This window comes from Bartonella sp. ML70XJBT.G (genome assembly GCF_028618575.1).
Classification (GTDB): domain Bacteria; phylum Pseudomonadota; class Alphaproteobacteria; order Rhizobiales; family Rhizobiaceae; genus Bartonella.
Map to the genome: position 1 here is coordinate 38,012 of NZ_JAQITA010000008.1, position 13,483 is coordinate 51,494.

Sequence of the window (13,483 nt, forward strand, 5' to 3'; positions counted from 1 at the left end):
ATATCTATGAAATTTGATAACTCATAGCTTAATTTTGCCCTACAAAAATGTAAATTGCCATAAGCTTCAAACTTCCTTGAAGCAATAAGTGGGAATTTGTTTTTGTATCAATAGGACAACTTTTCAAAAGAAAATAATAACCGTTTATTATGTAACACAAATGATAAAAGGTGGATGTTTTTTCTCGAAAATCTAATTTAAAATGAAATATCCTAAAATATTGAGAGTGGGACATTGTGAAGAGTTTGCGTAAAATCATTGACATCATTTTCATTATCGTCATCAGTTTTTTTGTCCACCTTACATCAGCACAAGCAATTGAGCCCGTTAAAATTTCTCCTCAAGATGCTGCTCTTGACCTTTCAAAAGCAATCGAAATCTACCATACAAATAGTTCTATCTTTCAAACCAGTACAGCACCAGGACCAGACGGTGTTGTGTGGCGCATTGAGGTGCAGGCAAAAAGTGAAAAATTTTCTGGAAACTGGGCTGTATTTTCTCTTGCAAACCCAACGGATGAACAAATCGATCGTCTTATCGTTGCCCCCCATTATCGCATGGCTCATTCAGGCTTTCTTTGGCCAGACCTTGGTTCGGCACGAATTCAATCCATCACTCCCAGTGAAGGTTTTTCTCTCGACCGCCAGCCTAGTGCAAACTCTGATATTTTTCGTATTACCCTTAACCCTGGTGCTGTCATTACATTTGTTGCCGAACTTAACTCTGCAAATCTACCACAAATCTATTTATGGCAACCTGAAGCCTATAAGGATTCCATTAATTCTTATACGCTTTACCACGGTATTCTGCTTGGCATATCGGGTCTTTTAGCTCTTTTGTTAACTGTTCTCTTCGTCGTTCGTGGAACAGGACTTTTTCCCGCAACAGCGGCTGTTGCTTGGGCCGTACTTTTTTATATTGGCATCGACTTTAACTTTTTAAATAAATTCTTTGCAGTGACGCTCACAACACAACCAATCTGGCGTGCTGCTACAGAAGTAGCACTTGCCGCTACACTCTTTATTTTTCTTTTTACCTATCTATGTCTTAACCGTTGGCACTATCACTTTAGTTATGGTGCGATTGTATGGACTATCGCTTTTTGTGGTCTTGGAGCATTTGCTATTTATGATCCAACCAGAGCAGCGGGTATCGCCCGCCTGTCATGTGTCCTCACCGCTGTGCTTGGTATCATTTTAATCAGCTATTTTTCACTCCGAAGCTATGACCGCGCCATCATGCTTATCCCTACATGGCTGCTCATTAGCTTTTGGTGTGTGGGAGCTTATGCCTGCATCGCAGGATCTTTAAACAACGATATTATTCAGCCAGCACTCGCTGGGGGATTAGTGCTCATTGTCCTTCTTATCAGCTTTACTGTCTTGCAACAGACTTTTTCCAATGATGCTTTCCACGAAGGAATATTTTCTGACCTTGAGCAACAAGTGCTTGCCGCAAAAGGAGCTGGGAATATTATTTGGGATTGGAATGTTGAGCGTGATCGTATTGTCGTACACCCAAATATGACAACCCTTTTTGGGATTGAAACCCATAAACTCAATGGTCCTATGCGTAATTGGATATCAGCCTTGCACCACGATGATCGTGAGCGCTTTCAAGCCATTTTGGATATCATTCTTAAAAATAAAAAAGGACGTATTGATCAAATTTTTCGACTGTCTTCTGGTGGTGGCTATTACCATTGGTTTTCCCTTCGCGCACGCCCTGCTATGCAAAAAGATGGGAAAATTACACGTGTCATTGGAACCATTGTCAATATTACCAACCACAAAAAAGCCGAAGAACGCTTATTGCATGATGCTATTCACGACAGCTTAACGGGACTGCCTAACCAACAAATTTTCTTCGACAGGCTACAAAACTATACCTCTTTGGCTAAAGCAAATATCAAAATTAGACCAACCGTCTTTATGATTGACTTTGATAATTTTCGCCAAATTAATCGTAAATTAGGCATAGCGGTTGGTGACACTGTTCTGCTTATCATTGCACGTCGTTTAAGCCGCCTTATTCATTTTCAAGATACTTTGTCACGTCTTTCAGCAGACCGTTTTGCAATCATTCTACTCAGTGAAACTGAACCACAGAAAATTGCAGCCTTTGCAGATCATCTGCATAAAACAATCTCTGCACCTATTTCACTTTCAGAAAAACAAATAACGCTTTCAACATCAATTGGTTTGGTCACATGGAATGAAAATCGATCAACCGCTCAAGATATTTTACATGATAGCGAATTGGCAATGATCCGTGCAAAACAAATGGGTGGGAACCATATTGAACCTTTTCGTCCCAATTTCCGTACGTTAGGCATTGAATATAACACAATGACGAAGGATATTCATTATGCCATAAAACGTGATGAAATAAAAATCCTCTATCATCCTATCCTTAATTTATCAGATGGACACATTATTGGTTTTGAAACAATTGTAGAATGGCATCATCCCAATTATGGAAATCTCAATGTCTCTGATTTTATCAAGATCGTCGAAAATGAACAAATCGTTATGGATTTAGCACAATTTATCATTGATAATGTCGTTATTGATCTTACCAATGTACAGGAAAAATTTTCTCAACAATCTTTCTTTATTTCCATCAATTTACCAAGCACGGAAATGGTTCATCCTCGCGTCATCAGTCAATTGCGCTCTGCTCTGCTTCGTCACCCACTGAATAAAGGCGCTTTGATGATAGAAATATCCGAATTTGTCTTAAGAAAAAATCCCGAACAATCAGCACATTTTCTTGAACAAATTAAAGCTCTTGGAATGAATCTTGCACTCGATAATTTTGGAACAGGTTATTCATCACTTGCTTATCTTGTGCGCTATCCATTCGACATGGTAAAATTAGATCGTTCGCTTATCTCAATCGATTCTGTTAAGAAAAAACTTGTTCTCAAATCTATTATTAACATGGCAACTGATCTTAATTTGCAGATCATCGCAGAAGGTGTTGAAAATGAAAAAGAAGCACTTTTCCTCCGCCAAGAAGGTTGTAAATACGTGCAAAGCACATTGGTTACTAAGCCAATTGCCATTGAAGAATTAATTACTCTCATGCAAAATCATTTCCCTTATACAATGAAACATAATGGATAGGGCATTGCTCAAATCAAAAAGTTAGGCAATAGTGGAATTCTATGCATGCCCCATTTCAGAAGCGAGATAGGCTGGGTTAATCCCCATGCGAACCAAGCTTTCATCATATTTACGGCTTAAATCACTTTCAAAAAGAAAACTCGGTGATGTGGGGCTTATCAACCAACCATTTGTAGAGATTTCTGCCTCAAGCTGCCCAGCTTTCCAGCCTGCATATCCTAAGGCTATGAGTGCATGTTGAGGGCCTTTCTCACAACTGATTGCTTTTAATATATCAATGGTCGCAGTGAAACAAATTTTATCTGCAATAGAAACAGTTTCTTCACAAGCATAATCATCAGAATGCAGGACAAAACCACGTGAGGGATCAACTGGTCCACCATAACGTACTGGAAAGTTTTTTATTGGATCAGAAAGACAATTTTTTTGACCACTGTTTATCACCCCAAGGTGAAGCAAAAGCTCTGGAAAATCAATATGATGCAATTGATTGAGAATAATTCCCATAGCTCCGGCATCAGAATGTGCACAAACATAAATAACAGAACGAATAAAGCGTTTGTCATTCATCCCTGGCATTGCTATGAGCAACTGTCCACCCAAAAAGCCATTACACTGCTTCATCAATCTGTTATTCTCCATAGTTCACATGATAAGCTTCACTTTAGTTAGTACATAGGAAAATAAAGCTCCAATGAAAAAAATTCAAATATTTACAAATTTAAAAAATATTATCATGCACCTTTATAAAAAACTCTTGGTTACTTTAAGCTTAACATTCATAATTTTAGAACTCTTTAACATACCCATCAGTGCTCAAACTGAACAAAACACATCTCTTTTTACAACATCTTGGTATGAATCGGAAGGTGCTCGCATCAGATTAGCTATGACTCAACCCTCGCCTTCTGGAATAAGAGAGGGCTTTATCGAAATCGTTCTGAAACCAGGATGGAAAACATACTGGCGTAATCCAGGTAATTCAGGCATAGCACCTTCTTTTCATTTTAACCAACAGGCGTCTTATGAAATTTTTTACCCCACACCACAGCTTTATGAAACAGAAAATAACTGGTCATTAGGCTATAAAGATAAAGTGGTATTGCCTTTTAGTATTTCTGGTGTAAAAAAAGACTTAAGTGGCATTTTAACTCTTGGATTATGTCACAAAATCTGTCTTCCGGTTACGATCAACTTTGATTTTTCTCCATCTGTTCAAAAAAACATTCCCCTCCCTTTATCCTTGTTAAAAAAGGCTCAAGATGCCTTACCTAGAACTATCCATCATGAATTTAAAATAAGTGCTGAAAAAGAGACAAATACTCTCCTCATCAAAATACAAAATAATAATAAAATCTCCCCTTCTTCTCTCTTTTTAGATGGAGGCGAAATGCAAATTGGACCAGCAAAAAAAGTCCGTGAGAACGCAGAATACACACTCTTTAGCGCCCCACTCTCTTTCATACCAGATGGAGGAAGTCGCACCATTTTTTACACAATTTCTTTTAAAGATCTTGCTTTCAGTGGAACATTTACACTCTTATAATCAACATATTGATTTATAATGATCATCAATATTTCTATAGCTTTAATGAAAAGCTCTCATATGGTAAATTTTTCTCATTTTAAGCCTGTTCATGATGAATCCATACAATTATTCCGGGCATGTCACAAAAAGAAACAATATGTCGCTAAAAAACCTTTAAGAAAAAAGTAAAAATATCTCTTATGAACCGCCTTTCTGCAAGAACTGATGTAACATTTTGAATGAACAAAGAGTATGATAGTGCCCATAAACGTAAAAACAGTGATGCCTCATGGTTTTTACGTTATAGTCTTATGAATCGCGTTGTGAAGTGTATTGGAAAACATGAAGAGATATTTCTTATAGCAACTCACCTTTTTCTACTCCGTGATAAAAGAAAAAAGCTTGTAAAAAACTATTTTGGAAAATATCCGTTTTCACGATATTGCGTAATTGCTTTGCGAGCAAGTGCGTCCGCGCGCTCATTGTCTGGATGGCCCGCATGCCCTTTTACCCAATGCCATCTCACAGTATGATGAGAACAGATATCTTCCAGAGCTTGCCATAACTCCATATTTTTCACAGGACTTTTTGATGCCGTACGCCAATTATTTTTTTTCCAACCTTCAAGCCATATAGAGATACCATTTCGCACATAAACCGAATCTGTATAAAGATCCACTGAACAAGGCTCTTTAAGCGCTTTTAATGCATAAATCGCTGCCATCAGTTCCATCTGATTATTGGTAGTGTGCGCTTCTCCACCATAAAGTTCACGTTCATGACCATTCCAGCGCAAAATTGCTCCCCATCCTCCAACTCCAGGATTACCGGAACAAGCACCATCTGTATAAATTTCAACGATTTTTTGTTGATTTAACATAGAATTCAAAAACCTAATTCATTCAATGAACCTACACGACTGAAAAAACAAAGCTTGTGCCAATATTCCCGTGGATCTTTCTTAATGACAAGGCTCTCTGGCGGTGTATTAAACCAATCATAAAGGCGCGTGAGTAAAAAACGTAAAGATGCACCACGTGCCAACAGAATCATTGCATTCAATTCTAAAGAGAGCAATGGTCTTATTTTTTGATAATTTTCTAATAACCTCTGTGCTTTGGTAATATTATAGGAATAGTTTTGTTCAAAACACCAAGCATTTAAGCAGATTGCTAAATCATAAGCAAAAAAATCATTACAAGCAAAATAGAAATCTATAATGCCAGAAAGACGATGATTCAAAAAAAATACGTTATCATTAAATAAATCAGCATGAATAATGCCGGTTGGTAAATTTGATGGCCAATTTTCTTGTAAAAAAAACAATTCCATATTAATTTTTTGTTCAAACTCTCTTAACAACGCATCTTGGCTTGTTTGGCAATGTTCCCATAATAATCTCCAATCCATAATAGAAAGAGTATTTTTACGAGTGCGCGTAAAATCCTGCCCTGCTAAATGCAATTTTGCTAAACCAGTTCCTACTTCACCACAATGAAATACAGTAGGTTGGCGAGTCCACATTCCTTCCAGAAAAGTAATAATAGCAGCAGGGCGTCCTGCTAATTCACCAATTGCTGTCCCGTCAGTTTGCATAACTGGTTGAGGACAAGGAATGCCACGCTGATTTAAATGCTGCATAAGACTGCAAAAAAAAGGTAAATCACCCTTTGAAATACGTTTTTCATAAAGTGTTAGAATGAACCTACCTTCTGTTGTATAGAGCATAAAATTAGAATTTTCGATCCCCTCCTCTATACCGTGATAGGATACAAGCGAACCTATCGAATATTGCGTCAAAAAAAACTTCAAATCATCTTGTTGAACGTCTGTATGAACCGCCATTATTTTACTTTCACTACAGGCATAGGTGTATCCTGATTTTCATTTTTCAGTGTCTCAACTCGACCATTAACAAACGCCATATCTTGAGGTGTTAAAGTGATATCACGTAAATCGCGACTCACCAAAAATGTTTCTGTTTCTACGGCTGTTTCTGCCAATTCTATTGTAACATTATAACACTCTCGAAAAGCGGAAATGATTTCATCAATAATAATTTCAGGAGCAGAAGCTCCAGCTGAAAGACTCACAACAGAAAGAGCTCTAAGGCGATCAAAATCAATTTCATCCGCACGCTGGACTAAAACAGATTGCCGCGCACCAAATCTCTCAGCGACTTCCACTAAACGTCGTGAATTAGAAGAATTTGGTGCTCCAACAATCAAAAATAAATCACTTCCCATTGCTGCTGCTTTCACAGCTTCTTGTCGATTCGTCGTTGCATAACAAATTGATTCGGCTGCTGGAGCTTCTAATGTAGGAAAACGTCTCTGTAGTACATCAAGAACCTCTGCTGTATCTTCAACAGAAAGCGTTGTTTGCGTGACAAACCCTAATTTATCGGGATCGTCTGGCTGATAATGTAAAGCATCTTCAATTGTTTCAATTAATGTCACAGCTCCTTTTTCCAACTGTCCCATTGTTCCGATCACCTCAGGATGACCGGAATGGCCAATCAATATAACATGCCTGCCATGACGTTGATGCCGCATTGCTTGTTTATGAACTTTAGAAACCAACGGACATGTTGCATCAAGATAAAATAAATTATAGCGACGTGCCTCTTCTAGTACAGATTTTGGTACACCATGAGCAGAAAATACAACAGGTTGACGGCGGTGTTGTTCTGGAATCTCATCAAGTTCTTCAACAAAAACCGCCCCGCGTTGCTGTAATCCTTCAACCACATAGCGGTTGTGTACAATTTCATGACGGACATAGACTGGCGCACCATATTTTTTTAATGCAAGAAGAACAATCTGAATGGCACGATCAACTCCCGCACAAAAACCACGAGGAGCGCAAAGACGCATCGTTAAAGGAGGAAGTATAGACATAAACTATCCTTAATATCTCTCACTTTGACCCTATGTTTGAATAGTCCCCCTTTATATACTTATACAAACCAGATAAAGAGGAAAATTGATAATACTGCCCTCTTCTCTAATGACGTGTACCCTATAGCCTATTCTCATAGCATTAATTTTAAAACGAATCTCTTTTAAGTTTGCACTTTCATTCCGCTGTACTAAAAGGCAATAAAGCGCCATACAAGAGATTCAATCAAAAGAATTCCAAAGAGAGCAGCCAAATAAAATAACGAAAAGAAAAACACTTTTTTTGCCATTACAATGGTTGCGTCATACGTATCAGATTTCCATAAACGATAAGCAAAATAAATAAAGATAATACTTAAAACTGTCGAAAAAATACCATAAAAAATTCCCGCAAGACCAGTGATGTAAGGTCCGACTGCAGATATTGCCATAAGAATAGTATAAAATAAGATCTGTTTTTTTGTTGAATACACACCTCGTACATTAGGCATCATAGGAATGCCGGCTGCCTCATAATCAAGAGATGAAAAGAGAGAAAGAGACCAGAAGTGTGGCGGTGTCCACATAAAAATGATTAAAAATAACAAGAAACTGTTAAGACTCACAGTCCCTGTTGTCGCAGCCCATCCAATCATTGGCGGAAAAGCTCCAGAGGCACCACCAATAACAATATTTTGTGGCGTTATACGCTTTAGCCAAATCGTATAGATGACAACATAAAAGAAAATTGTAAAAGCAAGAAAAAATGCTGCAAACCAATTAATAAAGATTCCCATTATCAATACAGAAAGCATAGAAAGAATCATGCCAAAAATAAACGCTCTCTTGGGGGTGATTTTACCCATAGGAATGGGACGATTTTTGGTACGTTCCATCACTGCATCAATGTCAGCATCATACCACATATTCAGTGCCCCTGCACTACCACCACCTACAGCAATACAAAAAATTGCTAAAAAACTATAAAATGGATGTATCGAAACAGGTGACACTACCAGTCCAACCAAAGCTGTAAAGACAACAAGCGACATAACCCGTGGTTTTAATAACGTGATATAATCACCTATACTGGATTTTGGCAGCATTGATTTATCAGCTGCAGCCGATAATTCTCTTGAAACAGACATTCCACTCAAAGACCTTTTTCATTTCTGTCATCCACAAACAAATACGTCTGGCATATGGGAATGACTCATTAATACCACAGCGTTTTAGAGAACATATTAGGATGTTTCTCCTACCTGCATCCTCTAAAAATAGATGGAAATATTTGCAAAAAATACATTTTTCAACATATATTATTTTTACACTACAAATGTATCATAAAAAGTACACCATACCAAATATCATAAAGCAAGGCTAAACACCCACCCTTCTGTGATATGCTGCTTTTTTTATTTTTGCCTTTATTTCGTATATATAGATTAATATGTTTTCGTATATAATGGTTTTGTGTTATAATGCTATGATTGCGGTTTGAGAATTTATTTTTATACAGAGCTGTACAATAAGGCTATAGTGGTGAGGGAGTTAGGGTTTTCTGTGGTACTTTTAAAATTACTAAAAAAAAAATTCTTTGTTAGTGCTGTTATTTGCACACTTTATGGTGTTTCTCACAATCATGCTACTGCACAAACATTTCATGTACAAAATGTCCCTGCCCCACAAACCTATGGTGCATGGACAAAAGTTTGTTCTTTGCCACCTGGCACACCTAATATGCAATGTGAAGTTGTACAAAATATACACACACAAAATCGTCAAGACATTACACTCCGTGTTACCTTTTACAAACTCCCTAAAAATCAAGGAACTCTGATGCGTGTTTTTGTGCCAAGCCGTGTTGAGTTGCGCCCTGGTGTTGGACTTAAAATTGACGATAAAAATATGGGAAGATTAGAATATCGTCGCTGTCTTGGTGATAATTGTGTTGCTGAAGCTGTTCTCAAAGAAGAGATCCTACAGCGCTTTTTTAAAGGTAAAACAGCAACCTATTTTATTTTTACAACTCCTGAACAAGCGATTGGAGGACTCGTTGATCTCAATGGTCTGAGTGACGCCTATGCAGCTTTACCAACATAATAGAAACTGTGCACATCAATAATTAAAACTTTATAATGCACTTTACTGCTTTTTAAATAAAATAAATGGAAACCTTCTCATTACCTCTGAAAATAGGATAATCTTATGAAATCGCTTATCGATCATTTTGATATTGCTGCATCTCAAGTGCAATCACTTGTACAAGAAACGCTTCATCATGCTGATGATGGTGAGCTTTACTTAGAATATACAGAAAGCGAAACTCTTTTATTTGATAATGGACAGCTTAAAAATGGCTCCTTTCATCAAGATATGGGTTTTGGTCTGCGTGTGGTTGCTGGAGAATCGACTGGATATGCGCATTCTAGTGAATTATCCGCTGCTGCACTTAAACGTGCTAGTGAAGCAGCAAAAGCTGTCACCTATCATAATCATGCAGGACCTTATAGTGTTGCACCGCAAAAAACCAATAAAAAACTTTATCAGCCACATAATCCCCTTGATACCCCATCATTTGAAGAAAAAAGTGCACTTTTGCAAAAAATTGATGCCTATTTACGAGCTAAAAATGATAAATTGCATCAAGTGACCGTTTCTCTTTCTGGTTCACTACAGCATGTTGAAATTTTACGGGCGGATGGGTATCTGGTTCGTGATGTGCGTCCTCTTGTACGTCTTTCTATATCTGTGGTTGCTGCTGAAGGTCGTCGGCGAGAAAATGGTTTTTATGGGTGTGGTGGACGACAAGCATTTAGCCAATTTATTCGTGAAGAAAATTGGAAAAAAGCTGCTGATGAAGCTTTGCGTATGGCTCTCATCAACTTAGAAGCAGAAGCAGCACCAGCAGGAACATTTGATGTTGTGCTGGCTAATGGATGGCCAGGCGTTATGCTTCATGAAGCCGTAGGCCATGGTTTGGAAGGGGATTTTAACCGTAAAAAAACCTCTGCTTTTTCTGAACTTTTGGGTCAACAAGTTGCCGCAAAGGGTGTTACAGTTGTTGATGATGGTACAATTCCCCAATGTCGTGGTTCACTTACCATTGATGATGAAGGAACCCCATCAGGATATAACGTCCTGATTGAAGATGGACGACTCATTGGTTTTATGCAAGATAGGCTGAATGCCCGACTTATGGGGGTGAGACCAACGGGAAATGGGAGACGTGAATCCTATGCACATGCACCCATACCTAGAATGACCAATACGATCATGCTAGGAGGCGATAAAACACCCGAAGAGATTCTCTCCTCTCTCAAAAGTGGTATTTATGCTGTTTCGTTTGGCGGAGGACAAGTTGATATTACTTCTGGAAAATTTGTTTTTGAATGTACCGAAGCTTACAGAGTCGAAAATGGCAAAATTGTCGCTCCCATTAAAGGTGCAACCCTTATCGGAAACGGACCAGATGCTATGAAACGTATCACAATGATTGGCAATGATAGCAAGCTTGATAATGGTATCGGTATGTGTGGGAAAGCTGGACAAAATGTTCCTGTTGGTGTCGGACAACCTCATTTGCGAATGAATAATATGACAATTGGTGGAACAGCACTTATGACGTCATAAGCTTGCAGCAGCATTATCATCTCAAAGTGTTGTCTCTTTCTTTTACATTAGGGAGATTTAGAGAAGAGATATATTCATCTTTTCTCAAACAGTTTTTATTTATACGTTACTTCCTCTTATGAAAAGCAAAAAATGCTTTTTTATGTTTCATCACAAAATGAAACAAACAAAAATTCTATTGTATTCGGTGTTCTCATTCAATCTGAAAAGAAACGCACTATTATTGTAAACTAATTTATAAGTTATTTTATAAAAAACAAAAGCAATTTGGTTTTTTAAAATCTTAAACGAAATTTAAGAGAGCTTTTTCATTGAGGTTAAAGTTTCCAGCCAGTCTTTGCTTTGCGCTTGCTTAAAAGAGCAACAATTTCAACATGTGGTGACCATAAAAATTGATCAATTGGTATGACTTGTTCTACCGTATACCCCCCTGCAACAAGGAGAGATAAATCACGAGCAAAGGTCACAGGATTGCATGAAATAGCCACAACATGAGGGATTGTTGTCTTCGCTAATTCACCTACTTGTTCCCATGCACCAGCACGTGGAGGATCGAAAACAACAGCGTCAAAACACTCAAGTTCTTTTACAGAAAGTGGACGGCGGAAAAGATCGCGCCTTTCACAAGTTACTGTTTTTAAGCCGGACGCCAAACGTGCTGCCGAAGCTAAATTTGCTAATGCTGTCTCATTATTTTCTACCGCATGAACATTCATCTTTTTGGCCATAGGTAAGGTAAATGTTCCTATCCCTGAAAATAGATCAAGAGCATTCTTTGCTTTTTTAAAATGATTTAAAATAATATTGCCCATGATATTTTCTGCTTCAGAGGTTGCTTGAAGAAAACCACCAGCAGGAAATTCAACACAGACATTTCCAAAGTAAACCAATGGTTTTTCTTGTTCAACCAAAACTTCTCCTTCAACGGATAAACGTGTAATTCCACATGATAGAGCTGTATAAACCATTTTCTGACGAACTGACTCATGGCGTATAATACAACCGCTTAAAGCAACATCTAAACCATTTGTAATCTGTGTTATGGTAATATGGAATCGTTTAGCATCGCTGCTTAGAAGAGTACAGAGCTTCCTGATATCGTCTAGCTTAGATATAATCTCTAAACAGCTTACTGGACATTCCTCAACAGCTACAATCTCATGAGAAAGATGACGATTAAAACCGATCCTATAACCTTGTGATGTCATAGAAGCTGTTAGGGTAATACGCCGCCGGCTATAAGGCTTACATTCGATTAGAGGCGAAACAACAACATCAAGTCCATATTCTTTTAATGCATCCACAACCAGTTGTCGCTTCCATATGTGATAAGCATCAGCATGCCAATGTTGAAGCGCACAGCCTCCACATTCTCCAAAATGCCGGCAAAGAGCATCAATACGCTCTGGTGATTTTTCTTTTAATGCTATGAGTGTCGCGTATTTGCCATGAACGGCGATTTCGACAGACTCTTTTGGTAAAGTAAAAGGAACATAAACAAAGCCATTCAATGTTTTTGTAACACCATGACCATTCGCTGCCATATGATCAATTATGACATTGTTATTCACTGTTGTTTTTCTCCGAATAACAAATATTCCAAATTACCATCACCCCCCGCAATAGGGGAGAGAAGCAAACCTTTTGCACTCCAGCCTTTTTGAGTATTAAGCCAATCAAAAAGTCTTTCAGCAGTTTTTTGAGCCATTGATGGATCTTTCAATACCCCGCCCTTCCCAAGATAATCACGTCCCACTTCAAATTGAGGTTTTACCAATAAAACGGCTTGTGCGCCTTTTGAGGCTAAAGACAAAGCACGAGGTAATGCAAGTGTGAGAGAAATAAAGCTAACATCTGCAACAATGAGATCAATTTTTCGTCCGTTCAAGTGCTCCTGTTTTAAATCTCTCACATTTAAGCCTTCTAATAAGGTTATCGCACTGTTGTTCGATAAACATGCATCCAATTGATGATGACCAACATCAACAGCAATCACATGTGCGGCTCCACGTTCTAAGAGAACTTGTGTAAAACCACCTGTTGAAGCACCAATATCAAGGGCCGTGACCTTATTTGTGACAATTGGAAAAGCATCAAGTGCACTGATTAATTTTAATGCTGCACGTGAAACATAATTTTGTGCTGGATCACAAACGATAATTTCTGCATCATCGAAAATGATTTGTCCAGCTTTGACAATGATCTCACCATTAACCTTAACAGTTTGACGTACAATGGCATCACGTGCCCTTGAACGCGTTTTAAAAAAGTTTTTTTCAACTAAAAGAATATCAAGCCTTTTTCCGGCAGTCATC

11 protein-coding genes are annotated in these 13,483 nt (G+C 38.1%); 4 read left to right on the plus strand and 7 right to left on the minus strand.

The genetic code is table 11. The features are described from left to right. Nucleotides 1-236 precede the first annotated feature (236 nt). Nucleotides 237-3,128, plus strand: coding sequence for an EAL domain-containing protein (locus tag PVV64_RS05050; RefSeq protein WP_273760044.1), 2,892 nt, complete (start codon nt 237-239; stop codon nt 3,126-3,128). A gap of 39 nt (nt 3,129-3,167) precedes the next feature. Here the strand turns inward: PVV64_RS05050 and PVV64_RS05055 are convergent, their stop codons facing one another. Next, on the minus strand, nt 3,168-3,752 hold the full coding sequence (locus PVV64_RS05055; protein ID WP_273760045.1) for a YqgE/AlgH family protein: 585 nt from the start codon (nt 3,750-3,752) through the stop codon (nt 3,168-3,170). A 70-nt stretch (nt 3,753-3,822) separates the two neighbouring features. Here PVV64_RS05055 and PVV64_RS05060 point away from each other — a divergent pair, with 70 nt between their 5' ends. Beyond that, nucleotides 3,823-4,674 carry a protein-disulfide reductase DsbD domain-containing protein gene (locus tag PVV64_RS05060; RefSeq protein ID WP_273760046.1) on the plus strand — a complete coding sequence of 284 codons (852 nt, stop codon included), beginning with the start codon at nt 3,823-3,825 and terminating at the stop codon, nt 4,672-4,674. A 394-nt stretch (nt 4,675-5,068) separates the two neighbouring features. Here PVV64_RS05060 and rnhA read toward each other — a convergent pair whose 3' ends face one another. The 4 genes from rnhA to cyoE all read right to left on the minus strand — a co-directional run bounded on the left by rnhA (nt 5,069) and on the right by cyoE (nt 8,683). Further along, nucleotides 5,069-5,536, minus strand: coding sequence for a ribonuclease HI (gene rnhA / locus PVV64_RS05065; RefSeq protein ID WP_273760047.1), 468 nt, complete (start codon nt 5,534-5,536; stop codon nt 5,069-5,071). 5 nt (nt 5,537-5,541) lie between these two features. Then, entirely contained in the window at nt 5,542-6,501 is a 960-nt protein-coding gene (locus PVV64_RS05070) for a homoserine kinase (protein WP_273760048.1), read from the minus strand. After that, nucleotides 6,501-7,556 (minus strand): 4-hydroxy-3-methylbut-2-enyl diphosphate reductase, encoded by a 1,056-nt coding sequence (gene ispH / locus PVV64_RS05075; RefSeq protein WP_273760049.1) that lies wholly within the window; start codon nt 7,554-7,556, stop codon nt 6,501-6,503. Before ispH ends, PVV64_RS05070 begins: the two co-directional genes overlap by 1 nt. 191 nt (nt 7,557-7,747) lie before the next feature. Beyond that, the gene (gene cyoE, locus PVV64_RS05080) at nt 7,748-8,683 is read right to left on the minus strand and encodes a heme o synthase (protein ID WP_273760050.1); all 936 of its coding nucleotides are present in this window, start codon (nt 8,681-8,683) and stop codon (nt 7,748-7,750) included. 415 nt (nt 8,684-9,098) lie between these two features. Between cyoE and PVV64_RS05085 the strand changes: the two genes are divergently transcribed. Both PVV64_RS05085 and tldD read left to right on the plus strand, forming a co-directional pair. Then, nucleotides 9,099-9,638: an invasion associated locus B family protein gene (locus PVV64_RS05085; protein WP_273760051.1), complete on the plus strand. Its 540-nt coding sequence runs from the start codon at nt 9,099-9,101 to the stop codon at nt 9,636-9,638. 105 nt (nt 9,639-9,743) lie between these two features. Next, nucleotides 9,744-11,168: a metalloprotease TldD gene (gene tldD / locus PVV64_RS05090; protein ID WP_273760052.1), complete on the plus strand. Its 1,425-nt coding sequence runs from the start codon at nt 9,744-9,746 to the stop codon at nt 11,166-11,168. 317 nt (nt 11,169-11,485) lie between these two features. Here tldD and PVV64_RS05095 read toward each other — a convergent pair whose 3' ends face one another. Then, on the minus strand, nt 11,486-12,739 hold the full coding sequence (locus PVV64_RS05095) for a class I SAM-dependent RNA methyltransferase (protein ID WP_273760053.1): 1,254 nt from the start codon (nt 12,737-12,739) through the stop codon (nt 11,486-11,488). After that, on the minus strand, nt 12,736-13,482 hold the full coding sequence (locus tag PVV64_RS05100) for a TlyA family RNA methyltransferase (RefSeq protein WP_273760054.1): 747 nt from the start codon (nt 13,480-13,482) through the stop codon (nt 12,736-12,738). Before PVV64_RS05100 ends, PVV64_RS05095 begins: the two co-directional genes overlap by 4 nt. Nucleotide 13,483 lies beyond the last annotated feature (1 nt).